Here is a 22,315-nt window from a genome sequence, read left to right on the forward strand (position 1 = left end):
TAAATTCGATTCGGAGAGCTCTGTGGAACCCAAAATTTATCTATGGTATAGGTAAGAAAGACAATAAGCAAAATAGGGTGCAAGGCTTTTCCTGGGGGCTTTTAGCCTATCGCGAGACCGTAATGTTTGTACTGGTTTTAATTCTTTGTTTACCGATTCTGGGAATCATATTGGGCATTCGCGGGTCGGCGGGATTTATGGTTGGGTTTCTGGTAGTCTATATATGTTTCACCATGGGCGTAGCAACTGCTTTGGGGGCACACCGTATAAAGATTGGGATTCCTCAGGCTTTGCTTGTAAGTTATGTGGTGAAGGTGTTACTCATGGCGATGGTGCTTTTACTAGTACCTATGCCAGAGGCACTTAAACACGGTTGGACGCTTGGTGGTGCCGTCATAGGAGCGGTACTGTGGTTAAGTGTCGAGGCTGTAACCATTATGAATTCAAGGATTTTGTACTTCGATCCTGAGTCTTAGCACACACAAAGGCTTACTCAGAAGTAGATAGGGAAATTTTTGACCGATTCTGAGAAGAAATGGTGGGACGGAGATAAGAAACTCCGTACCACAGGAGAACTGGTATCCGGCGGTGGACTATCTGGCGGCGTGATGTCTGTTTTGTATCTTATTATCGGCATAGCTTTTTGGGGATTGGTCGGCTTTGGAGCTGACTGGCTCCTCAATACCCGGTGGTTTGTATGGGTTGGTGTTCTGATAGGTGCTTGCGGAGGCATCTACCTGGTATATCTGCATACGAGCCGCTCTAAATAAATAGCCTAAAAATTTTAGGTTTTGCACACATTCCATCCAGTTAGTTGAGCATAGTTTTGCACCAGCAAGTAGCCAGCTAACGGCAAGAAAGGACTTGCTTTGAACGAGAACGGGTCTGTACTCGCAGAAGGCTATACGCCGCCGACACCGGCCGATATGCATCTGCCTGACTTCTTCCAGGTTGATTCTCTTGGGTTCGGCTTTGGTAAACAGATGCTGCTCGTCATCCTGTCTGTCGTAGTCGTTTCCCTATTCTTTATGATGGCTGCACGCAAGCGTGCAATGGTTCCGGGTAAAGCCCAGTTCATTGCAGAATCAGGCTATCTCTTCACCCGTAATTCACTTGGCAAAGACCTGATTGGCGCACAGCATTTCAAGCCTTTCGTGCCCCTGCTCTTTACTTCTTTTTTCTTTATTCTGATTAATAACCTTTACGGTTCAATTCCCCTTATTCAACTTCCTTCTTTTTCTCACCCAGGCAGTGCCTATGCATTGGCTATCGTCGGCTACCTTACCTGGGTCGGTGTAGGTATCAAGCGCAAGGGACTGGTTGGATTTTTTAAAGATCTGACGATGCCCTCCGGAGTTCCGGGGTGGGTGTACGTTATTTTGGTACCGATTGAGTTCCTCTCGAACCTTATTATTCGTCCCGTGACTCACGCGCTTCGTCTTTTCGCTACGATGTTCGGCGGTCACATGGCAATGATGGTGGCAGCATCCCTAACTCAGTTCCTAGTGATGAGCGTCGGCGGGGCTGCAGCTTTGGGCGGTATCGCCTCTGGGGCGTTGGGTCTATTCCTCTACTTCCTGGAACTGATGATTCAGGTAATCCAGGCTTATGTCTTCACACTGCTCCTCGCGGTATACCTGCAAGGGTCAGTTTCCGAAGGACATTAAAAATAGGTTTTCGTAACTGGCTATCCAGTTGCGAAGAAAGCAACCCGTTTTACGGGTCGAATACACATAAGTAGCTCTGTAACTTCGGTATTTTCACTGAAGCACACACTGTTGAAAGGAATCAACATGAACGTTATTGGTTACGGCCTCGCAGCTATTGGTGGCGGCATCGGCGTGGGTCTAATTTTCGCTGCCTACATGACGAGCGTTGCACGTCAGCCCGAGTCCCAGCGTACCCTGCAGCCAATGCTGTTCATGGGTTTTGCGGTGGTTGAGGCTCTGGCGATTCTGGGCCTCGTTCTGGCATTCATCATCTAAGCTCAGATATAGCTGTTAACGAACCAACCTAAAGAACAGGAAATCCCTCAATGACTTATCTGGCAGAAGGAGGGGGCGCAGAGCACAGCTCTAACCCTCTAATTCCCAATCTCTGGGAATTGGGCATCACCGTCGTTGGGTTCGTGATTCTCTATTTCATCGTTCATAAATACGTTGTCCCGGCGTTCGAGAAGATCTACCAGGACCGTAAAGAAGCAATCGAGGGTGGTCTTGCCAAAGCTGAGAAAGCTCAGGCGGAGGCCGCAGCGGCTCGCGAAGAGTACAACCAGCAGCTTGAAAACGCTCGTTTGGAAGCTCAGAAAATTCGCGAGGAAGCGCGTACCGAAGGCGAATCAATTATCGCAGCGGCTCGTGAGCGTGCAACCGTTGAGGCTCAGCGTATTACTGATAATGCGCAGAAGACTATCGAGGCTGAGCGCCTAGCTGCTTCAGTATCTCTTCGTCATGAAGTTGGTACTTTGGCGACTACTCTTGCAGGAAAGATTGTGGGCGAAGCCCTTGACGATGATGAGCGATCGGCCCGCGTGGTAGATCGTTTTCTTGCTGACCTTGAAACCGAGCAACAGAATGCAGGTGCAACTCGGTAATGGCAGGAGTATCTACTGAATCACTGAGCAAGGTGGAAGCGGTTCTTGAAGCCAACGCTTCGTTGAACCCACTCAACCTAGCTAGCGAGCTTTTCGCCGTGGTCGATGTACTTGACCACGATGGCGGTTTACGCCGTGGTTTGACCGACTCTTCGCGTGAAGGGAAGGACCGAGAAAATATTGCACAGGCTATTTTTAGCGGCAAAATTTCTTCTCAAGCACTCAAGGTGCTGACTACGGCGGTAGCACTGCGTTGGTCTCAAGAGCGTGATCTTGCAGACGCGCTTGAGAAGGCTGCGGTACTCGCATCCATCGCATCCGCTCAGTCTCGTGGTGGTGCTGATGCCCTTGAAGAGGTTACCAACGAGTTGCTGACGTTTGTGCGCAACGTTGATGGTACCCCCGAAGCGCAAGCGGCGCTGTCCGACAACTTGGCAAGCAAAGAAGCAAAGAAGAAGCTCGCTGTAGCATTAGGCGGTCCAGCCGTCACTGCGGAAGGCGTACTTCTCTTGGAACGAATTGGTAGCGAATCCCGTGGTCACCATGCCGCTCGCCTCGCTGATGAATTCGTGGAAATCATCGTCACGCGACAGAACCGTTACATCGCAAAGGTAACTTCTGCAGTAGCGCTGTCGCAGGCACAGCTTGAACGCCTGAGCCGGACCTTGAACAAGATCTATAATCGTCAGCTTAAACTCGACGTATCTATAGATACAGCTGTTCTAGGCGGTATGCGCGTACAGATTGGAGATGAGGTTATCGACGGAACCGTTGGTACCCGTCTTGATGATCTTGAACGTGACCTTCAAGCATAGAGATTAGCTGAACATTTCTGCGATACGTCGCAACGGTGATTTAGAAGATACCTTGGGAAGCAGACAAATTTTTAGAATATTGTTCCTTCCCACGAAGCAAGTTTCGGTTGTTCCGAGAGGTGCAACCACAATTAGGAGAGCAGGGACATAAGATGGCCGATTTGACCATCAACGCCGATGATGTCCGTAACGCGCTGAACGAATTTGCAGCGTCTTACGAACCCGGCAACGTGGAACGTGTTGAAGTGGGGCGCGTTGTAGCAGCCTCCGATGGTATTGCGCGCGTCGAGGGTCTGCCCTCGGTGATGGCGAACGAACTACTTCGTTTTGAGGATGGCACCCTTGGCCTCGCGCAAAACCTTGATACCCGCGATATTGGCGTCATTATTCTGGGCGACTTTACCGGTATCGAAGAAGGACAGCCAGTTCACCGTACCGGTGAGGTGCTTTCGGTCCCGGTGGGCGAAGCTTACCTCGGTCGTGTAGTCGATCCGTTAGGTAACCCTATTGATGACCTGGGTCCTATTAAGGATGAAGGGCGTCGTGCTCTTGAGCTGCAGGCACCTGGTGTAACGCAGCGTAAGTCTGTGCATGAGCCCCTACAGACCGGTCTGAAAGCTATTGACGCTATGATCCCGATCGGTCGAGGGCAGCGTCAGCTTATTATTGGTGACCGTCAGACCGGTAAAACTGCGATTGCAGTCGATACGATTCTGAACCAGAAGGCTAATTGGGAAACCGGTGACCCCAGTAAGCAGGTTCGTTGTGTTTACGTGGCAGTTGGACAGAAGGCCTCCACCATTGCTGCTGTTCGACACACTCTTGAAACCAGGGGAGCGTTGGAATACACCACGATCGTTGCTGCCCCCGCATCTGACGCAGCAGGCTTTAAATACTTGGCTCCCTACACCGGTTCTGCCATTGGTCAGCACTGGATGTATGGCGGAAAGCACGTCCTGATTATCTTTGATGATCTTTCAAAACAGGCAGAAGCGTACCGCGCCGTGTCGCTATTGCTTCGTCGTCCGCCAGGGCGTGAAGCATACCCCGGTGACGTTTTCTACCTGCACTCTCGTCTATTGGAGCGTTGCGCTAAGCTCTCTGATGAGTTGGGCGCAGGGTCGATGACCGGTTTCCCCATTATCGAAACCAAGGCAAATGACGTTTCTGCCTTCATCCCGACCAACGTCATTTCTATCACTGACGGCCAGATCTTCCTACAGTCCGATCTGTTCAACGCTAACCAGCGCCCCGCCGTGGATGTTGGTATTTCCGTCTCTCGTGTGGGTGGTGCAGCGCAGACCAAGGCTATGAAGAAGGTCTCCGGTACTTTGAAACTGGACCTTGCTCAGTACCGTGCTATGGAAGCGTTCGCAATGTTCGCCTCCGATCTCGACGATGCTTCCAAGGCACAGCTGACTCGCGGCGCCCGTCTTACCGAGCTGCTTCGCCAGCCGCAGTACACTCCGTATGCGGTAGAAGAGCAGGTTGTCTCCATTTGGGCAGGTACCAACGGTTACCTTGATGATCTTGAGGTTTCTGACGTTCTTCGCTTCGAGGCAGAGTTCATTGACTATCTGCGTCACCGGACCTCGGTGTTGAGTGATATTGCCGCATCCGGCAAGCTTGAGGATGAAACCCTAGATGCCTTGAAAACTGCCGTTGCAGATTTCAAGAAGGGATTCCGCTCGGAGGGTACAAGTCACCTTGTTGACGCAGGTCATGAGGAGCATAAAGCGGCTCAGGATCGTGACATCACTCAGGAAACCATCGGTTAGCGATTAGTCCTAGGTGTTAGCCCCGCTCTGAACTTTCAGAGTTATGGGCGGGGCAGATGTCCAGGAGAAAGGAAGCTCTATGGGAGCCCAGATTAGGGTTTACCGACAGAAAATTGCTTCGACATCGTCTATGCAGAAGATCTTCAAGGCGATGGAGATGATCGCGACCTCCCGTATTAACAAGGCGCGTCGGAGCGCTCAAACCACGGGTCCTTACGCAAACGCATTGACCCGAGTTGTGACTGCTTTGGCAACGCAACAGTCCGTGCAGCATCCTCTGATCCATCGTCCCGATACATTCGGCAAGCATGAGCATAAGCGCTCTGCAGTCTTGGTGATGACGAGTGATCGCGGTCTTGCAGGCTCGTATTCGTCGTCTGTGCTGAAGAAAACAGAAGAGCTTATCGAGAGGCTACGCGGCGAGGGGCGCGAAATACAGCTGTACTTGGTGGGGCGTAAAGCGAAGTCTTATTTTGAATTCCGGGAACGTCCCTATGAACGTGCTTGGGAAGGACACACCGATAATCCGCATATTGATACCGCAGTTGAGATTCGCGATGTGTTCTTGGAGGAGTACGAAAAGGGACATGAAAACGGCGGGGTAGACGATCTGCATATCGTATACACCGAATTCAAGTCCATGGTGACTCAAGAGACCAAGATTCTTCGTTTGCTTCCCATCCACGTGGCAGAAGCAACTAAATTGGGCGAGGAAATCGTACCTGATGAAGAACTTTCTTCAGCCGATTATCAGCAACCCGCATCCTTTGAATTTGAGCCTTCTCCCCAGGAAGTATTGGATGCGCTGCTACCGCGTTATATCGCTTCTCGTATCTTCGCGTGCCTGCTCCAAGCCGCTGCAAGTGAACTTGCGTCGCGTCAGCGTGCGATGAAGACTGCGGGCGATAACGCTGAGACTCTAATCAAGAAGTACACTCGACTGATGAACAACGCTCGTCAGGCCGAGATTACTCAGGAGCTCTCTGAGATTGTGGGCGGCGCAGACGCTCTCGCCTCCTCTTAAGAACACTGCTAACTCGAAGCTATCTACTTTCAACTTTTCAAGGTAAGTGAGAAACATGACTACTACCACCACCCAGGGCGCAACGGGTCGTATTGCCCGCGTGATTGGCCCCGTGGTTGACGTTGAGTTCCCCGCTGGTCAGGTGCCGGATATTTACAATGCACTGACCACTGAACTCACCCTCGACGGGAAAACCTACACCATCACCTTTGAGACTGCTCAGCATTTGGGTGATTCGATTGTTCGTGCCATCTCTATGCAACAGACTGACGGTCTTGTGCGTGGGCAGGCTGTTCTAGATACCGGGGCTCCTATCGCTGTACCCGTGGGCGATGGCGTGAAGGGGCACCTCTTCAACGTTCTTGGTAACGCACTAGATGTGCCGAACTCCGATATCGATGCTGACGCATACTGGCCTATTCACCGCGCCGCTCCCGGCTTCGCAGAGCTAGAGGGATCGACCGAGATGCTAGAGACCGGTATTAAATCTATCGACCTGCTCACCCCTTACATTAAGGGTGGTAAGATCGGTCTGTTCGGTGGTGCTGGTGTTGGTAAGACAGTGCTGATTCAGGAAATGATTACCCGTGTGGCGCGCAACTTCGGTGGTACCTCGGTGTTCACCGGCGTTGGTGAGCGTACCCGTGAAGGTAACGACCTGTGGGTTGAGATGGAAGAAGCAGGGGTTTTGAAAGATACTGCCCTTGTCTTCGGACAGATGGATGAACCCCCGGGAACTCGTCTGCGTGTGGCACTCACCGGCTTGACTATGGCGGAATACTTCCGCGATGTGAAGAACCAGGATGTGCTGCTCTTTATCGATAACATCTTCCGCTTTACTCAGGCAGGTTCTGAAGTTTCGACTTTGCTCGGCCGTATGCCCTCTGCTGTTGGTTACCAGCCTAACCTGGCGGATGAAATGGGTCTGCTTCAGGAACGCATTACCTCGACTCGCGGTCACTCTATTACTTCGATGCAGGCAATCTACGTTCCTGCAGACGATTACACCGACCCTGCACCGGCGACAACCTTCGCACACTTGGACGCGACTACCGAGCTTTCGCGTGAGATCGCATCGCGCGGTCTGTACCCGGCAATTGACCCGTTGACCTCGACCTCTCGTATTCTTGATCCGCAGTACATTGGGCAGGAACACTATGACACGGCTATTCGAGTGAAGGCTATCCTGCAGGAAAACAAGGACCTTCAGGATATTATCGCGATTCTGGGTGTTGATGAGCTTTCTGAGGAGCAGAAGGTCGTTGTTTCACGTGCACGCCGCATTGAGCAGTTCCTTTCACAGAACACCTATACCGCAAAGCAGTTCACTGGCGTTGAAGGATCCACTGTTCCGTTGAAGGACACCATCGAATCATTCCAGATGATCTGCAATGGCGATGTAGACCATATTCCTGAGCAGGCGTTCTACAACATCGGTGGCATGGATGACGTGATGCGTCAGTACGAGGAAATCAAGGCACAGACCGGAGCCAAGTAATTATGGCACTAACAGTTGAAGTTGTTTCTCGCGAAAACGTTGTGTGGACTGGTGAAGCCTCCTACGTACGGGTACGTACTATGAACGGCGATTTGGGTATTTATCCCGGACTCATCCCCACCTGTGCGCTTCTTGCGGAGGACGGAGAACTTCTGATTCGACCCGTCAATGGTGGCGAACTCACCACGCGTTTGCATGATGGGTTCTTGACCGTCTCAAATGATAAGGTAACGATCGCGGCAAAGCATGCCGAGATCGCTACCCCTACGACGGGTAAGAAGTAAACCGTTAATAAGGTAAAAGCCGGTACAACCTATTGTTGGTTGTACCGGCTTTTACTTTCCCGAATACTTGAGTTTTAGAGTCGCGAAGATCTCTACAGTGCATAAATGTTGGCTTAGAAAAGCCGATCTGCTGCGTCGTCGATACCGCGCATCGCATCGTAATCGAGAGAGATGCAGCGGATACCGCGATCTTCGGCAAGAGTCCGTGCCTGGGGCTTGATCTTTTGTGCAGCAAAAACTCCCTTGACGGGTGCCAGCCGTGGGTCGCGGTTGAGCAGATCGAGGTACCGGGTAAGCTGTTCCACTCCGTCAATATCGCCCACGCGCTTGAGCTCTACCGCAATGCTGATACCATTGGAGTCTCTCGCCATAATATCTACAGGACCAATAGCTGTAGGGTATTCACGGCGTACCAAGGAGTAACCCTTGCCGAGTGTTTCGATCTGTTCAGCAAGAAGACGCTGCAGGTCGGCCTCTACGCCGTCTTTGATAAGTCCAGGATCGACTCCTAAATCATGGGCGTGCTCATGAATAACTTCGTACACGCGGATAAGGAGGCGGTCATCACTTTTAGCGGCTTGTACCGTCCACAGCTGCTGCACATCTGTATCAAGATCTTCCCGGGTGCTATCTGGAATCTCGTCATAGTCTGCGACAAGGAGAGAGCATGGTGGGCTCATCCAGTTTAGCGGCTTATAGGAACCGCCATCGGAATGGATAAGCACAGAACCGTCATTCTTCACCATAAGTAAGCGGGTAGCACGGGGGAGATGGGCACGCAAACGCCCTTCGTAATCAACGGAACAGTCAGCTATAACGATACGCACCCCATCTACTCTACCGAGGAAGAGTATGACATGCCAGCTGTAGAAACCGCTGCCTGGCGGCATCAAAGCAGCTAAAAGATGGCATGCCGTACTGAACGCTAGAATAGAAAGCATGGCACGCAAGAATCACCCCGGTAAACGTTCCTCGGGCACAACCTCCAACAAATGGACGCGGTCTGCACCCGGTGGACGTGATATATCTCGTATTCTTGACCCGGCGCCGCGCATTGAACGTGACCGTTTTGGTGATTGGCTGGTGCAGTACATTCCCGCCGTAAATGCTCTGAAAACCTATACGTGCCCAGAATGCAACCGTCCAATTCCGCCAAGAACAGCGCATCTTGTTGTATGGCAAGAAAGCCATACACTGGGGCGTTCTCGCGCCATTGATGAGCGCCGCCACTGGCACCAACATTGTTGGCGTACCAGACGCGCTTAGAACTATTACGAGATCGGAATACCTATCGTGGGCGCGAAGACCTGTTAGAACGAAGAAAGTGACACTATGGCGACTGAAGAGTCCTCTGGAAAACTCCGAGAGTTTGATCCCTCACGGTATGTTTTCACCCAATCTGATCAGCCTGTTCTCATTAAATCTCGCACGGTACTTCCCGCGCGCCGAGAGAATTTTGATGTTACAACCGCTGACGGGAAGCGCCTTGTGGGTGAACTGGCACTTCCCGAAGGGGAAATTAAAGCTACTCTCGTGACTTTTCACCCGCTTCCAACGCACGGCGGATATATGGATTCGCATGTGTACAAGAAGGCTTCATTCCGTCTGCCAGCGCTTGCAAATATTGCGGTTCTGCGGTTTAACACCCGCGGTACTTCTTCGATCCGCGGTACAAGCGAGGGAGTGTTCGACGGAGGATTTGCTGAGAAAAAAGATTTTGACGCGATCTTACAATATGCCGTAGAACGCCAGCTGCCGAATATCTGGTTAATCGGGTGGTCCTTCGGCACGGAGCTTGTGCTCAAGTACGCCCCAGAACATGCATCAGAATTTGTGGGGGCTATTCTGCTTTCTCCGCCGCTGCACCGAGTGCATCCCGCCGAACTGGACGAATGGAATAAAATCTCAAATCCGCTCTATGCCTTTATCCCGGAGTTTGACGACTATCTACGCCCCACCGAAGCGCGCGAGCGTTTTAAATCAATAGCCCGCACTCAGGTCGTGCCTTTTGAGAACTGTAAACACCTTTGGGTGGGCGAAAAGTCAGTAAACAGCGTGATCAACGCCCTTGTCTCAGTGGTGACGGGCCAGCAGACCACACTTCCTACCGAATACAACGGCCCGGTCGCAGAAGAGATTACTGAACCATAATCTGTCTACTCCGTCTATACGAAGGATGCGCCTGCCGCTTTTCTCAACGGCGGGCGCATCCTTATTTTGAAGAAAAGGGTTTTACCGATGGTCTTGGCGGGGAATAAAGACTTCCTTCACCAGAATCAGTAGCGATGCGGCAACAGGAATCGCGATAAGCGCGCCCAAGACGCCCCACAGCGCACCGCCTGCAGCGACAGCGATAATAGCGACACCGCCGGGAACCGAAACAGCCTTTGACATAATACGCGGCGAAATTACGTACGCCTCGATCTGCAGGTAAATGAAATAGGCGATCGCAAATGTGACAGACATTTGCCAGCCTTGCGTCAGAAGAATAAGAGACACCAGAACAAGCGCCGCTACGCCGCCAACCAATGGGATGAAGGCCAAAATCAAGACGAACACAGCCACAAGTTGAGGGAATGAGAACCCCAAGATAATCATGGTGATAAGCGCGAAGGTTGCGTTGAGAACAGCGACAACTCCCTGCCCCATCACATAGTTACCAACGGCACCCGTGATACGTTCGGTAAGTTCCTCAACACGTTCCCGCTTGGAAGCCGGAGCCAAACGCGACCCCCACGCCTTAATAGTGCGCATTGATGAGAGGAAATAGAGCGAGAGGAACAGCACAATAATAGTGCCGGTCAAAATCTGCGCAATTGTGGAACCCGCAGTAATTAGGTTGCTCATGAATCCGCCGACCGCAGAGCTTGATGTAAGAGACTCTAGGAACTTTGGAACGTTGTTATTAACCCAATCGTTAACATGCAGAACGTCATCAATGCGTTTGAAAGTATCAGAATCGATGAAATCCTGATAAATAGCGGGTGCCCGATAGACAAAGCTGCTGGCCTGTGCGCTGATAATAGGCACAATCCACACCACAAGTCCGCTAATGATGGCTGCGAAGGAAAGAACCACAATCACCACACCGGCACTGCGTTTAACGCCGAAACTCTCAAGTTTACGAACAATGGGATCAAGCCCAAGCGCGATGAAGATAGCGCCAGTGACCCAGCCGACAAGCGCGCCGACATTGGTAAAAGCGTAGTAAGCCAGCAGGGCCAGACCAACACCAACCGTCGTCAGGAAACCGAAAGATACAGGATTATGCAGCGGTGAGCTTTTCTCATAAATATGAAGTTCAGAAGCCTCATCGACTTTTGGAGAGATGCGGGGAGGAAGAGAAGCTTTGCGGCGTTGTGAACGTGCCTGACTGATGCTATCGGTCAAATCGCTGATGGTACCCGTAATATGTGAAGTCAGGGATTCGCGCTTTGTAGACGATACGGAACCGTCCTGTTCAAACATGGGTTCTTCCTGCTCCGGCTTTTTCCGCGGAACCCGGGGAACTGGGGGAGGAGTCTGCTGGGCTTGCGGATTCGAGCTATCGGACATAGTCTGCCTTTCATAAAGCTTACCTGGCTATTCTACCGGGCATCTCTGAAAACTGTATGCGCTCGCAACATTCTTGAGGCAGAAAGCTACCGAGTAAGCCTATCTGAAATTTCGCGCACCTCGAACGATTGCCGAGAATCCTGTAAAACAGCGGGTCGCGCGGGATAATTAGGGAGTACGTTAAATTTCTCTGAGGCTCGCAAAGGATTCTCGATGACAATTCCTCCCACCCCGAACCAACTGCCAACAAACCCCCAAGGCTCAGCAGAACAAATTCCCGCGTCGGTACGTAGCGCTCCAGTGCTTGGCGGTCACGATATCAGTACTTCTACACCCACTGCAGCACAAAGCAATTCGGCGAAAAGCTGGCGTTTCGATGTTGCAACACCTGAAGATTTTCAGAAGTACGTACAACTGTCTACTCAAGGCGCCGTGATCTTTGGGCTATATGCCCCGCATTCTCCAGCGTCGCTTGAAATGCTAGACGCCGTCGAAAACCTAGTCAATGCGGCGGAAGGTGCGATGCTGCTTGCCGCCGTCGATATTACGAAACTTCCGGAGGCTGCCCAAGCGTTTGGCATGGACGGCGTACCGGCAGGTGTGGCCGTTATCGCCGGTCGCCCGGCCCCTCTTTATAACGGTCAGATCAGTCCGCAGGATCTGTCAGAAATGCTGAAGCAGGTCTTGCAGGTTGCTGCGCAGTATCAGCTTCCCGGTGGATTTGAGCCTGCTCCTTCGGATGAGGAAGAGAAAACCCTGCCGCCGCTGCACGCTAAAGCACTGGAGGCCCTTGATGAACGCGACTATGAAGGAGCACGAGCCGCCTACCGCGAGGCTTTGACAGAGAACCCAGGCGATCATGATGCTAAAGTTGGGCTTGCTCAGGTTGATTTATTAGCTCGCGTGGCAGATTTGGATCTTGCCAAAGAGCGTGAAGCAGCTGCATCCGACGCTCTCAACATTGAGGCTGCCTTTAACGTTGCCGATCTTGACGTTATAGGCGGGCATGTTGAAGATGCCTACGCACGACTGCTGCGACTTTTTAAATCTGTTTCTCCGGAAGATAAGACCCGAGTACGTGAACGTCTTGTGCAGCTCTTTGACGTTGTGGGTGCTACAGACCCGCGAACGGTCAAAGCACGAGCTGAGCTGACGACGGCAATTTTCTAGACCCATAGAAGAGAAAATAAGGTGGGATGTATGTAGCTTGTGACGCATCCCGCCTTATTCGCACCTTCAACGTGAAGGTAATAAAAAATACTCTAGTAATCCTTATAGTTCATGCTTTAAAAAGTTTAGAGAATTATTGGTGATATAAGCCCCAAATATGGTTCTGAAGTATTCCCAAACTGGTACCGTTGTATGTATGAAAGAACACAATTCTGTGCCTGGGACGGTACCTGAAGACTACGGCTATTCACCAGAGAATACACAAGCTGGTGCACCAACGTATGATGCAGGCCAATCAATGACCGATCAGAGTTATGCAGACGCGCAGCCGGGGAGCTTGCCTCAAGTCACACGTGAGGCTCTTAGTCACCAACCTGGTGCGCACCTTGTTAATGCCATCGAAATTCATGGTTTGACGAAGGCGTTCGGCATGACTGTTGCCGTTAATCGCATTAATCTTTCCATTCCTACCGGCTCTTTTTACGGTTTGGTAGGGCGCAACGGTGCCGGTAAGACGACGACTATCTCAATGGTTTCTGGTATGCTGCAGCCCACCGAAGGCGTGGCGTTGATTAAGGGAACCGATATGTGGCAGAACCCTTTGGAAGCCAAAAAGCACTTGGGCGTTCTGCCGGATGGCGTACACCTTTTCGATAAACTCACAGGTGAACAGCTTATTACCTATTCGGGGTACCTGCACGGTCTCGAACGTGACACTGTCGCCGAACGTACCAAGGATCTTCTGCAGGCTATGGATTTAACCGATGCAGCAGGTCGCGCGGTCGCCGACTATTCAGCAGGTATGACTAAGAAGATCGCCCTCGCAGCAGCGCTGATTCACGCCCCTTCAGTCTTGATCTTGGATGAGCCCTTTGAAGCGGTTGATCCGGTTTCAGCGGCTAATATTCAGGATATCCTCAAAGGATTCGTCGCCTCAGGCGGAACAGTTATCCTCTCCTCGCATGTCATGGACTTGGTGCAGCGTTTATGCGATCACGTCGCCATTATGGATGAGGGACGGATTCTCGCTGCGGGTACGGTTGATGAAGTGCGTGGGGAATCTACTTTGGAAGAACGTTTCATACAGCTCGTGGGCGGACGCACCACCTCGGAAGGACTATCATGGTTGCGCACCTCGTCTCACTAAAATGGCGGTATGTGCTTGCTTCGCTCAAACGTAGTGTGTGGGCGATTATTGGTATTGCCTTTGGCGCCCTATATCTGCTTGGCACACTGACTGGTTTGGGATTCGCTTATGTTGGTTTAGGGATTGATGGTAGTTTAGATGGTCCTGCACTCGCCCTATTCCTCGGGTTTCTTGTATCTCTTGGCTGGGCTCTTATCCCCATTGTCTGGACTGGCCTAGACGGAACCCTTGATGAAAGCCGCTTCGTGTTATTCCCGCTAGAGGCTAAGACGCTGCAGAAGGGGCAATTCTTCGGTGGGTTTATAGGTCTTCCAGGTATAGCGACGATTATCCTAATCCTTCTGGGAACCCTCGGATTTATTGGTAATCCTGTGGGATTAGCAGCCTATCTGCTGAGCATAGTGTTGGGGCTGGCTTTGCTGATGACAGTGGCGCGCCTTGCCAATCAGCTTGGCGTTTATTTGAATGCTAACCCCCGTATTGATCTGATCTTCAAGATTATTCTGGGCGTGCTGTTGGTAAGCTCGGGCTTTATCTTCAGTGGAGCTATATTCTATGTGATAGATCATTTCCAGGAGATCGCTCAGAACGTTCAATGGTTGGGGTATACGCCTTTCGGGTCTGCTTTTGCGATTGCATACCATGTGGCGGCGGGTAACTGGGCTCTAGCAGGTCTAAGTCTGGTACTTTCCCTCATATACCTGGGTGGTGCTTGGGTATTGTGGGGTCGTAGCCTCGAACGCTCAATGCGTAATGTCAGCGGTGAACAAAAACGGGGCAAGGCTAAGAACCTGACGGCAGGAGATATTGGTATTTTTGCGAGGTTCCCAAACACTGGTTGGGGTGCTGTGGCTGCACGTACCATTCATAGCTACTTCAAAGATACGCGCATGACTTTGCTGATCGCCATGACTGCCATGCTCTATGTACTCTTTGCTCTCGTGATGCCGCTCTTCACGGGCAGCATGGGGTCTCGTGGCGTGACGACGGGAATCCAGCTCGCTAATTCCGGGGCTGGACCTGAAACGCTCTTCGGCTTCTGGGTTTATTTCTGCAATGTTTTCACAGGATTCTACATAGCATATATGGTCTCGTACGATAACACGGCTTTTAGTCTGCACGTGCTCTCGCCGCTGCGTGGGCGTGATGATAGGCTTGGGCGTGCACTCGGACACTCCATCGTAATGCTGCCGATCGTCGTGGTGATGTTCTTTATTATGTGCGCTGTCCACGGGCTTATAGCCTATTACCCGGTCGTGCTTTTGCATCAGCTGGGAGTCTACGCAGGAACCGTAGGGTTCGGATTGATGCTTGATACAGTGCTTTCGCCACCGGTCGCGCCTCCTGGAGCCAACCCCTTCAAAACGCCTAAGCAGCCAGACGGCTTTGCGAAGCAGCTTTTACTGATGGGCAGCATGATTATCTGCATGCTGATCGCTCTTCCTGGTGGGATTGGCTCGTTCATCTACATCGTCGGCGGCAAGGATGACATGGTGCTGATTATCTCCGGCGTTATCCAGCTGGTTATCGGCGCTGCACTGTTTATCATTGGAATTTCTGCAGGTGGTAAACTCTACGATCGCCATAGCTCGATGATGCTTCAGCGGGTTGCAAAGTTCAATACGAACTAGAGCCTATATAGAGAATATGGGGCGGCATTATGGGCAGTTACACGTATGTTTCCAAGCGTCGCCCTTATTCTCTATGGAATAACTATACTTCCCTTCCCGTTGTTACACTAGTTTCTACAATAGAACTAGTAGCACTAAGACGGCGAGAACATACTTGAAGGAGAGAACATGAGCTCCATTGAAGGCGTTGAAGATCCCTTCGGTCCCGAGACTGCGGGCGGTACCGCACTACTTGAGCGGGAAGAAGCCCAGCTTTCTGAGCCGGGCGACCATGAACGCTTCTCGCACTACGTGCGTAAGGAAAAAATCATGGAATCCGCCCTTACCGGTGAACCCGTTCGCGCGCTGTGCGGTAAGGTGTGGACTCCTGGACGCGATCCGCAGAAATTCCCAGTCTGCCCAACCTGCAAAGAAATCTACGAGGGTCTTAAGCCTGGTAAAGATAATTCGGATAACGGCGACAAATAACGGAAGTTTCGCTCCGGAATATGCAGAAGTATGTGCTTGTATCCCCAGCATGGGGTGCAGGCACATACTTTATTTTTGGACTCAAACAGACTTCGCACTGGGCAAAATAATTAAGCGAACCCTCGCGGACGTATCACGACACGGTGGTAGAATTTATAACCTGTGTTTCTGCAGGAGCCTTTGTACACAGGAAATACTGAAGCAGAGGTAAACCAGAGAAAATATGGGGGAGAAAAGCATGAGCGAGTACGAAGAGCCTACATTGTTTGACAGCATGGTTAAGCCAAAGCTCTCCCCGGCATACCCCGATCGTGCCCCGTGGGGTACTTCCGTCAGTTTGCGTGCCTGGCAGGCCGAGGCGATGAAAAAATATTTTGAGACGAACCCTCGGGACTTTATGGCTGTAGCAACCCCTGGTGCGGGCAAGACAACCTTTGCTCTCACCTTGGCACGCGAACTCTTCGATCGCGGGGTTGTGCGAAAACTTACCGTGGTAGCACCCACCGACCACCTCAAGAAACAGTGGGCGGATGCCGCTGCTAAGGTCGGTATTCCGATCGATCCTAATTTCAAAAACGCCGATGTTCACGTTGGACGCCAGTACAAGGGCGTAGCGCTCACATATTCGCAGGTTGCTAACAAACCGCAGCTGCATGCCCGAAATACCGAAAATGACAAGACTCTTGTTATCTTCGACGAAATCCACCATGCAGGTGATGCTTTATCATGGGGCGATGGTCTGCGTGAGGCTTTCGATGAGGCCACACGCCGCCTTGCGCTGACCGGTACACCATTCCGATCTGATGCCTCACCTATCCCATTTGTTACCTATGAGCAAGACCATGAAGGTATTCGTCGGTCGCGGGCCGATTACTCCTATGGTTATGGCCCCGCGCTGAAAGACCACGTGGTGCGGCCAGTTATTTTCATGGCATATTCCGGACAAATGCGCTGGCGGACCTCCGCCGGAGAAGAAATGGCGGCGAATCTAGGGGAAGGATTCACTAAAGATATTACCGCCCAGGCATGGCGCACCGCACTTGATCCTCAGGGTGAGTGGATTCCCACCGTGCTCTCTGCGGCCGATAAACGACTCACCGAAGTGCGCCGCACTGTTCCTGACGCGGGAGCGCTCGTCATCGCAACTGACCATGCCGACGCCAAAGCCTATGCCGAAAAACTGCACAAGATCACGGGTGAGAAGCCGACCGTAGTACTTTCTGACGATCGTGAAGCATCCGCTAAAATCGACGATTTTCGTGAAAGCAACAAGCGGTGGATGGTCGCGGTACGCATGGTGTCCGAAGGGGTGGACGTACCCCGCTTGGCGGTGGGCGTGTATGCTACCAGCACCAGCACACCTCTCTTCTTCGCACAGGCGATTGGTCGTTTTGTGCGAGCCCGTAAACGTGGGGAAACCGCATCTGTCTTTCTGCCGTCTGTGCCGCAGCTGATGATGCTTGCTAATGATATGGAAGTTGAGCGTGACCACGCCCTCGACCGCCATACCACCGACGACGATATCGATCCAATGGCTGAAGGGCTGGACGATGAAGCGCTCGAAGAAGCAAACCGCGAGGAACGCGCTTCCGAACAACTAGCGCGCGGTAAATTCGAGGCGATTGGTTCGCAAGCTTCCTTCCACGGCGTGCTCTTCGATGGCTCCGAATTTTCGTCAGGTGGTCTGGAGATCGGTTCGGAAGAGGAACAAGACTTCCTCGGTATTCCCGGTTTGCTGGACGCCGACCAGGTGGGTACTCTGCTTCGTGCACGCCAGCGTGAACACGCATCCCGCCGCCCAGCGACAGCAGCTCCCGCAATTGTGGACCACCGCCAGCTTAAAGAGATGCGCAATAAACTGGCGAAAAACGTGGCAGCTTGGTCTATCCGTTCAGGCAAACCACACGGTGTTATCCATAATGAGCTGCGTAAAATTTGCGGTGGTCCTGCGGTCGCGCAGGCGTCAGCGGAGCAAATTCAGGCTCGCCTGGATAAATTGGCGGACTGGTTCGTGGGCAGGAGCTCGTAGAATAATTTTTCGCCTGACTAAAGCACTTCCGCAACGATAATACCGTCATCCTCCATATTGGCGATAACATCATTCAGTTTGTCTTCATGAACCGGCGCCGTGAGGTCAATCAGAACGCGAGTTTCGTACCCGGCGTCTACTGCATCCTTTGCTGTCGCTAGTACACAGAAGTCGGTCGCGATCCCGACAATATCAACATCTTTAACATCATGTTCGTCGAGCCAATCGGCGAGCGGGGTGTTAGGTGCCTCATCTTCCAACGATGCTTCGGGATCGTGCTCACCGGTCATCACGGAATCTTCGGCAGCTTGAAGACCCTCGAAGCCCGAATATGCCGCCTCATACTTGCCTTTGCGGAAATATGCTTCGATATAGTCGGTATCAAGATTCGGGTGAATCTCTGCCCCCTCGGTGTTGGCGACGCAGTGTACAGGCCAGGAATTCACATAATCTGGATTTTCTGAGAAATGATCGCCCGGATCAATGTGCCAGTCTTGAGTTGCCACAATGGCATCGTACTGGTGATGGTGTTCCTCAACGTATTCGCTAATTAGCGACGCAACGTTGGCGCCTTGCTGTGTTGCAAGGGCTCCGCCAGGGCAGAAATCATTCTGAACGTCGACAATAATAAGCGCTTTTGCCATGTGTATAGTCCCTTTCTTGGCAATATCTGGATGGGCTGTGGCTAGATGAATTCAGTGGGAATAACGGGTTCGCCTTCTGAAAGGCGACGAGCGGATTCGGGAAGTTCCGCTAGGGATGCGCTATGTCGTTTGGTTGCGTTGCGTACCGCCTCTTCGCCGGTAAAACCGGGCAGGAGCTCGCCAGAAACCACAAAATCGCGAATAAGGTCGCGAGTATTTTCGAGGGCAGCGGGGTTGTTCCCCGTTCCGATAAGCTCGGCGGTGGCGATACCCAAGGAATTGTGGCGGCGCGCGGCTTGCTTTGCCCCACCTGGGGAACGTTTGCCAGCAGAGGTTTTAGCGACGGGTTCCAGTTCGCCAGCGGCATTTTCACGTTCCACCAGCTTGTACACCATTGCAGAGGTAGGGGCACCGGAACCGGTCACCAGCCTGGTGCCCACACCGTAGGAATCTACCGGCGCGGCGGCTAAGGAAGCGATAGCATATTCATCAAGATCACTCGTCACTGTAATCTTGGTGTTGTGGTTGCCCAGAGAATCGAGAAGTTCACGCACGCGCTGTGCCGATGCTACCAGATCACCTGAGTCTAGGCGGACTCCGCCGAGCTCTTCGCCCGCGAGTTCCACGCCAAGGCGTACCGCATTCTCGACATCATAGGTATCAGCAAGAAGAGTCGTGCGTGCCCCTAACGATTGCAGTTGCGCTTCAAAGGCTTCGCGCTCAGAGTCGTAAAGAAGGGTAAAGGCGTGGGCGCTGGTACCGAGAGTGTGAAGCCCATAGCGCCTGCCCGCTTCCAGGTTGGATGTTGCAGTGAAGCCTGCAATAGCAGCGGCACGTGCCGCCGATACAGCGGCACGTTCGTGCGCACGGCGCGAGCCCATCTCAATACAGGGACGGTGGCCCGCCGCCGCAGTCATACGTGACGCGGCAGATGCAACAGCTGAATCATAGTTCAAGATAGACAGCAGGTAGGTTTCTAAGACGCAGGCTTCTGCGAAAGTTGCTTCGACCTGTACAACGGGGGAGTGTGGAAAGAAAATCTCTCCCTCGACATAGCCTCGAATATTGCCGGTAAACCTAAAATTCTCAAGGTATTTTAGGGTTTGCGCATTCACAACATTGCGAGAGGCTAGAAAAGATAGATCTTCGTCATCGAAGCGGAAAGACTGAAGCCCTTCGAGAAAGCGTCCTGTACCCGCGAGCACGCCGTAGCGGCGACCCGCGGGCAAGCGACGTGTAAAGACTTCAAAGGTACAGCGGCGATGCGCAGTTCCAGAGGCGAGTGCTGCCTGGAGCATCGTAAGTTCGTAATGGTCGGTTAGAAGCGAGGTAGTTGCCATATGTCTCATTTTAGTTGTCTGTTAGGCAGGTTACTACCTTTACGGGATGTGTTGTCCGCGACATAATGTAAATTTGACTTTAAGATATTTATGATTATTTGAACGGAATCAATCCCGCAGGAACAAAGCCCCCACGAGTATAATCTTATGCATGACCAACAAGCTCACCCATCTTTCCAACCACACTGTGACGGCTGTTCTTGCGACCGATACTCTAGATGCCACTGAGCTTGATGCGACGATTGACGAAAATCTTGAAACGCAGACGCCGTGGCAGGTAATCGTCTGGAACGATCCCGTTAATCTTATGACCTATGTTTCCTATGTTTTTCGCGCTCATTTCGGGTTTAGCCGTCGTCGTGCCGAGAAACTGATGCTCCAGGTGCACAATAATGGCAAGGCTGTTGTGTTCACCGGTAGTCGTGAGGATGCGGAAAAGCATACCCAGGCCATGCACGCGTGGGGTTTGATGGCGAGCTTTGAAAAGGCGGAGAACTAATTTATGGCGCAGGGTTTTCGACATACACCGCATGGCTACGCCGCTCGATTTGAGAAGGCTGAATTTGATCTTATTCGAGATCTAGCCGAAGACGTGATTGCTCTTCTGGAATCTCCGGATTCGGAAAATCATGATCCTCTTGAAGCTCTCATCGGTATTGTCGAGAATCCCAGCATCCCAGACGATCCAGCGGTGGCACGAGTACTGCCTGCAGGAAGTAGCGATCCTGAGGCGGCGCTGGAATATCGCCGGTACACTGAACAGGATTTACGCGCCACGAAGGTGGCAAATCTGAGTCTCCTCGCTTTCGATATTGAAGCGGGAGACATCGTGCTTAGTGATGAGCACGCGCATGCGTGGGCGTCTGCACTTAACGATATCCGTTTAGTCTTGGGAAGCCGTTTAGACATTATCGATGAAGAACGTGCAGACCAGGTGCACCATCTCACGGACTGGTCAAAGGTTGAGAACGATGACGATTATTTGGCGGTCGTGTACAATTTCGTGACCTGGGTACAGGACTCGCTTATGGTTGCGATGCTTGATTCGATGGAAACCCCGCAGTCTTAGAAACGTGCTGGTCAGAGACAAAATAAGCGCATCGCACGATGCCCTCCAGATTAACGAGCTCAGTACCGCATGCGATAGAAACATCACTGCCCGAACCTTGATGTGGCTCATCCTATAGGGTGGTTTAGGACTCAGAGACGGCTATCTAGAACAGGACAGTATCTGTGACACCTTAGAATGAAAATAAAGTACATCATATGCTGAAGGAAAACAGGTAAAGTTCGTGAGCGATAACTTAGATACCTCAAATCCATATCGTACCCGCACCCCGTGGGGAACTCCCGCGCCACCGGCTGGTCCAACATCAAGCGCACCCATCGGAGTTTTTGACTCCGGGGTGGGTGGTCTGACCGTTGCACGCGCTATTATGGATCAGTTGCCACATGAGCGCATTATTTATGTAGGCGACACCGCTCATGGACCTTACGGCCCGCTCAAAATTGCCGAGGTTCGTGCCAACGCCCTGCGCATTATGGACGAGCTTGTTGATTCCGGCGTAAAAATGCTGGTTATTGCGTGCAATACTGCCTCTGCCGCTGTGCTCCGGGATGCGCGCGAACGCTACACCCGCCACTACGGTATTCCCGTGATTGAGGTAATTCAGCCTGCCGCGCGTCGAGCACTAGCCGCGACCCGCAACCGTAAGATTGGGGTTATCGCCACAGAGGCAACGGTGACCTCACGCGCTTACGAAGATACATTTGCGATCGCTCCGAACCTTATGGTGCAGTCTGTCGCATGTCCTCGATTCGTCGAGTTCGTGGAGAAGGGCGTGACATCCGGACCCGAACTTTTGCGTACTGCCGAAGAATATCTGCAGCCTCTTAAAGATTCGAGAGTAGACACGCTGGTACTTGGCTGCACTCACTACCCTTTGCTGACGGGCATTATTTCCTACATCATGGGGGAGGGCGTAACTCTTGTGTCTTCGGCAGATGAGACCGCCAAAGACGTTTATCGGGCACTTCTTACCGAGAATATTGAGAACCCTGACCTTGAAACGAATCCGCATCATGAATTCTTAGCGACCGGCGAATCTGAGACTTTCGAGAACCTAGCGCGCAGGTTCTTGGGCCCAGAAGTTCACAATGTGCGGCACACGGCATCTGTGGCAGAACGATTCCCCACAGGCTCTTTGGCGGCTCTTCCCGCACCAGCAGGCAGCGAAAAGGCCACTGCGAAAGACTCCAACTCCGAAGAAGCCTCAGGACTGCCTTCCGTCACGATTGACTCAAATCTTGCTGCTTTCACACACACCGAATAGGAAACA

General features: G+C 52.1%; 24 protein-coding genes. 20 read left to right on the forward strand and 4 right to left on the reverse strand.

What is annotated here, in order from left to right; genetic code table 11:
• The first annotated feature begins 122 nt into the window (after nucleotides 1-122).
• From HMPREF0733_RS08185 to HMPREF0733_RS08230, 10 genes are all read left to right on the forward strand, one after another.
• Nucleotides 123-476, forward strand: a complete 354-nt coding sequence (locus HMPREF0733_RS08185) for a hypothetical protein (RefSeq protein ID WP_244864694.1) — start codon at nucleotides 123-125, stop codon at nucleotides 474-476.
• 39 nt (nucleotides 477-515) lie between these two features.
• Nucleotides 516-770, forward strand: coding sequence for a DUF2339 domain-containing protein (locus HMPREF0733_RS08190; protein ID WP_013398884.1), 255 nt, complete (start codon nucleotides 516-518; stop codon nucleotides 768-770).
• Nucleotides 771-869: 99 nt separating this feature from the next.
• Nucleotides 870-1,667 carry a F0F1 ATP synthase subunit A gene (atpB, locus tag HMPREF0733_RS08195; protein ID WP_004004435.1) on the forward strand — a complete coding sequence of 266 codons (798 nt, stop codon included), beginning with the start codon at nucleotides 870-872 and terminating at the stop codon, nucleotides 1,665-1,667.
• Between the two features lie 126 nt (nucleotides 1,668-1,793).
• Nucleotides 1,794-1,985 carry an ATP synthase F0 subunit C gene (gene atpE, locus HMPREF0733_RS08200; RefSeq protein WP_004004436.1) on the forward strand — a complete coding sequence of 64 codons (192 nt, stop codon included), beginning with the start codon at nucleotides 1,794-1,796 and terminating at the stop codon, nucleotides 1,983-1,985.
• A gap of 50 nt (nucleotides 1,986-2,035) precedes the next feature.
• Complete coding sequence (locus tag HMPREF0733_RS08205) at nucleotides 2,036-2,593, forward strand: F0F1 ATP synthase subunit B (RefSeq protein WP_013398885.1); 558 nt, start codon at nucleotides 2,036-2,038, stop codon at nucleotides 2,591-2,593.
• The gene (locus HMPREF0733_RS08210) at nucleotides 2,593-3,408 is read left to right on the forward strand and encodes a F0F1 ATP synthase subunit delta (protein WP_013398886.1); all 816 of its coding nucleotides are present in this window, start codon (nucleotides 2,593-2,595) and stop codon (nucleotides 3,406-3,408) included. The genes HMPREF0733_RS08205 and HMPREF0733_RS08210 overlap by 1 nt, the downstream gene beginning before the upstream one ends.
• A 152-nt stretch (nucleotides 3,409-3,560) precedes the next feature.
• On the forward strand, nucleotides 3,561-5,186 hold the full coding sequence (gene atpA / locus HMPREF0733_RS08215; RefSeq protein ID WP_013398887.1) for a F0F1 ATP synthase subunit alpha: 1,626 nt from the start codon (nucleotides 3,561-3,563) through the stop codon (nucleotides 5,184-5,186).
• Between the two features lie 79 nt (nucleotides 5,187-5,265).
• Entirely contained in the window at nucleotides 5,266-6,210 is a 945-nt protein-coding gene (locus HMPREF0733_RS08220; protein ID WP_037230839.1) for a F0F1 ATP synthase subunit gamma, read from the forward strand.
• 55 nt (nucleotides 6,211-6,265) lie between these two features.
• A complete protein-coding gene (atpD, locus tag HMPREF0733_RS08225) occupies nucleotides 6,266-7,708 on the forward strand; it encodes a F0F1 ATP synthase subunit beta (RefSeq protein WP_013398888.1) in 1,443 nt (480 codons plus the stop codon).
• A gap of 2 nt (nucleotides 7,709-7,710) precedes the next feature.
• Complete coding sequence (locus HMPREF0733_RS08230; protein ID WP_013398889.1) at nucleotides 7,711-7,992, forward strand: hypothetical protein; 282 nt, start codon at nucleotides 7,711-7,713, stop codon at nucleotides 7,990-7,992.
• A 113-nt stretch (nucleotides 7,993-8,105) separates the two neighbouring features.
• Here HMPREF0733_RS08230 and nucS read toward each other — a convergent pair whose 3' ends face one another.
• The gene (gene nucS, locus HMPREF0733_RS08235) at nucleotides 8,106-8,819 is read right to left on the reverse strand and encodes an endonuclease NucS (RefSeq protein ID WP_041322057.1); all 714 of its coding nucleotides are present in this window, start codon (nucleotides 8,817-8,819) and stop codon (nucleotides 8,106-8,108) included.
• Between the two features lie 112 nt (nucleotides 8,820-8,931).
• On the opposite strand from nucS, the gene HMPREF0733_RS08240 reads away from it, so the two are divergent.
• Nucleotides 8,932-9,258 carry a hypothetical protein gene (locus HMPREF0733_RS08240; protein WP_004004444.1) on the forward strand — a complete coding sequence of 109 codons (327 nt, stop codon included), beginning with the start codon at nucleotides 8,932-8,934 and terminating at the stop codon, nucleotides 9,256-9,258.
• 66 nt (nucleotides 9,259-9,324) lie between these two features.
• The gene (locus HMPREF0733_RS08245; protein WP_013398891.1) at nucleotides 9,325-10,143 is read left to right on the forward strand and encodes an alpha/beta hydrolase; all 819 of its coding nucleotides are present in this window, start codon (nucleotides 9,325-9,327) and stop codon (nucleotides 10,141-10,143) included.
• A gap of 81 nt (nucleotides 10,144-10,224) precedes the next feature.
• Here the strand turns inward: HMPREF0733_RS08245 and HMPREF0733_RS08250 are convergent, their stop codons facing one another.
• Nucleotides 10,225-11,547, reverse strand: a complete 1,323-nt coding sequence (locus tag HMPREF0733_RS08250) for an AI-2E family transporter (RefSeq protein WP_013398892.1) — start codon at nucleotides 11,545-11,547, stop codon at nucleotides 10,225-10,227.
• 213 nt (nucleotides 11,548-11,760) lie between these two features.
• On the opposite strand from HMPREF0733_RS08250, the gene HMPREF0733_RS08255 reads away from it, so the two are divergent.
• The 5 genes from HMPREF0733_RS08255 to HMPREF0733_RS08275 all read left to right on the forward strand — a co-directional run bounded on the left by HMPREF0733_RS08255 (nucleotide 11,761) and on the right by HMPREF0733_RS08275 (nucleotide 17,992).
• Nucleotides 11,761-12,717 carry a co-chaperone YbbN gene (locus HMPREF0733_RS08255; RefSeq protein ID WP_013398893.1) on the forward strand — a complete coding sequence of 319 codons (957 nt, stop codon included), beginning with the start codon at nucleotides 11,761-11,763 and terminating at the stop codon, nucleotides 12,715-12,717.
• Between the two features lie 298 nt (nucleotides 12,718-13,015).
• Nucleotides 13,016-13,864 (forward strand): ABC transporter ATP-binding protein, encoded by an 849-nt coding sequence (locus HMPREF0733_RS08260; RefSeq protein ID WP_013398894.1) that lies wholly within the window; start codon nucleotides 13,016-13,018, stop codon nucleotides 13,862-13,864.
• The gene (locus HMPREF0733_RS08265; protein WP_013398895.1) at nucleotides 13,840-15,495 is read left to right on the forward strand and encodes a hypothetical protein; all 1,656 of its coding nucleotides are present in this window, start codon (nucleotides 13,840-13,842) and stop codon (nucleotides 15,493-15,495) included. The genes HMPREF0733_RS08260 and HMPREF0733_RS08265 overlap by 25 nt, the downstream gene beginning before the upstream one ends.
• A gap of 168 nt (nucleotides 15,496-15,663) precedes the next feature.
• Complete coding sequence (locus tag HMPREF0733_RS08270; protein WP_004004450.1) at nucleotides 15,664-15,963, forward strand: DUF3039 domain-containing protein; 300 nt, start codon at nucleotides 15,664-15,666, stop codon at nucleotides 15,961-15,963.
• 238 nt (nucleotides 15,964-16,201) lie between these two features.
• Nucleotides 16,202-17,992, forward strand: a complete 1,791-nt coding sequence (locus tag HMPREF0733_RS08275) for a DEAD/DEAH box helicase (RefSeq protein WP_172461382.1) — start codon at nucleotides 16,202-16,204, stop codon at nucleotides 17,990-17,992.
• A 17-nt stretch (nucleotides 17,993-18,009) separates the two neighbouring features.
• Here HMPREF0733_RS08275 and HMPREF0733_RS08280 read toward each other — a convergent pair whose 3' ends face one another.
• Nucleotides 18,010-18,636, reverse strand: coding sequence for an isochorismatase family protein (locus HMPREF0733_RS08280; protein WP_013398897.1), 627 nt, complete (start codon nucleotides 18,634-18,636; stop codon nucleotides 18,010-18,012).
• A gap of 41 nt (nucleotides 18,637-18,677) precedes the next feature.
• A complete protein-coding gene (locus HMPREF0733_RS08285; RefSeq protein ID WP_013398898.1) occupies nucleotides 18,678-19,976 on the reverse strand; it encodes a nicotinate phosphoribosyltransferase in 1,299 nt (432 codons plus the stop codon).
• A gap of 151 nt (nucleotides 19,977-20,127) precedes the next feature.
• Here HMPREF0733_RS08285 and clpS point away from each other — a divergent pair, with 151 nt between their 5' ends.
• From clpS to murI, 3 genes are all read left to right on the forward strand, one after another.
• Nucleotides 20,128-20,475, forward strand: a complete 348-nt coding sequence (clpS, locus tag HMPREF0733_RS08290) for an ATP-dependent Clp protease adapter ClpS (RefSeq protein WP_013398899.1) — start codon at nucleotides 20,128-20,130, stop codon at nucleotides 20,473-20,475.
• Between the two features lie 3 nt (nucleotides 20,476-20,478).
• Nucleotides 20,479-21,045 carry a DUF2017 domain-containing protein gene (locus HMPREF0733_RS08295; RefSeq protein ID WP_013398900.1) on the forward strand — a complete coding sequence of 189 codons (567 nt, stop codon included), beginning with the start codon at nucleotides 20,479-20,481 and terminating at the stop codon, nucleotides 21,043-21,045.
• A 223-nt stretch (nucleotides 21,046-21,268) separates the two neighbouring features.
• Nucleotides 21,269-22,309 carry a glutamate racemase gene (gene murI / locus HMPREF0733_RS08300; RefSeq protein WP_013398901.1) on the forward strand — a complete coding sequence of 347 codons (1,041 nt, stop codon included), beginning with the start codon at nucleotides 21,269-21,271 and terminating at the stop codon, nucleotides 22,307-22,309.
• Nucleotides 22,310-22,315 lie beyond the last annotated feature (6 nt).

This window comes from Rothia dentocariosa ATCC 17931, from assembly GCF_000164695.2.
Classification (GTDB): domain Bacteria; phylum Actinomycetota; class Actinomycetes; order Actinomycetales; family Micrococcaceae; genus Rothia; species Rothia dentocariosa.

Bases quoted from the DNA above. Each gene is read 5' to 3' on its own strand.
- HMPREF0733_RS08295 (WP_013398900.1), top strand. From the start codon at position 20,479: ATGGCGCAGGGTTTTCGACATACACCGCATGGCTACGCCGCTCGATTT.
- clpS (WP_013398899.1), top strand. From the start codon at position 20,128: ATGACCAACAAGCTCACCCATCTTTCCAACCACACTGTGACGGCTGTT.
- HMPREF0733_RS08220 (WP_037230839.1), top strand. From the start codon at position 5,266: ATGGGAGCCCAGATTAGGGTTTACCGACAGAAAATTGCTTCGACATCG.
- HMPREF0733_RS08240 (WP_004004444.1), top strand. From the start codon at position 8,932: ATGGCACGCAAGAATCACCCCGGTAAACGTTCCTCGGGCACAACCTCC.
- HMPREF0733_RS08230 (WP_013398889.1), top strand. From the start codon at position 7,711: ATGGCACTAACAGTTGAAGTTGTTTCTCGCGAAAACGTTGTGTGGACT.
- atpE (WP_004004436.1), top strand. From the start codon at position 1,794: ATGAACGTTATTGGTTACGGCCTCGCAGCTATTGGTGGCGGCATCGGC.
- atpA (WP_013398887.1), top strand. From the start codon at position 3,561: ATGGCCGATTTGACCATCAACGCCGATGATGTCCGTAACGCGCTGAAC.
- HMPREF0733_RS08250 (WP_013398892.1), bottom strand. From the start codon at position 11,547: ATGTCCGATAGCTCGAATCCGCAAGCCCAGCAGACTCCTCCCCCAGTT.
- HMPREF0733_RS08205 (WP_013398885.1), top strand. From the start codon at position 2,036: ATGACTTATCTGGCAGAAGGAGGGGGCGCAGAGCACAGCTCTAACCCT.
- atpD (WP_013398888.1), top strand. From the start codon at position 6,266: ATGACTACTACCACCACCCAGGGCGCAACGGGTCGTATTGCCCGCGTG.
- HMPREF0733_RS08275 (WP_172461382.1), top strand. From the start codon at position 16,202: ATGAGCGAGTACGAAGAGCCTACATTGTTTGACAGCATGGTTAAGCCA.
- HMPREF0733_RS08280 (WP_013398897.1), bottom strand. From the start codon at position 18,636: ATGGCAAAAGCGCTTATTATTGTCGACGTTCAGAATGATTTCTGCCCT.
- HMPREF0733_RS08185 (WP_244864694.1), top strand. From the start codon at position 123: ATGTTTGTACTGGTTTTAATTCTTTGTTTACCGATTCTGGGAATCATA.
- HMPREF0733_RS08245 (WP_013398891.1), top strand. From the start codon at position 9,325: ATGGCGACTGAAGAGTCCTCTGGAAAACTCCGAGAGTTTGATCCCTCA.
- HMPREF0733_RS08285 (WP_013398898.1), bottom strand. From the start codon at position 19,976: ATGGCAACTACCTCGCTTCTAACCGACCATTACGAACTTACGATGCTC.
- HMPREF0733_RS08265 (WP_013398895.1), top strand. From the start codon at position 13,840: ATGGTTGCGCACCTCGTCTCACTAAAATGGCGGTATGTGCTTGCTTCG.
- HMPREF0733_RS08270 (WP_004004450.1), top strand. From the start codon at position 15,664: ATGAGCTCCATTGAAGGCGTTGAAGATCCCTTCGGTCCCGAGACTGCG.
- HMPREF0733_RS08255 (WP_013398893.1), top strand. From the start codon at position 11,761: ATGACAATTCCTCCCACCCCGAACCAACTGCCAACAAACCCCCAAGGC.
- HMPREF0733_RS08260 (WP_013398894.1), top strand. From the start codon at position 13,016: ATGACCGATCAGAGTTATGCAGACGCGCAGCCGGGGAGCTTGCCTCAA.
- HMPREF0733_RS08210 (WP_013398886.1), top strand. From the start codon at position 2,593: ATGGCAGGAGTATCTACTGAATCACTGAGCAAGGTGGAAGCGGTTCTT.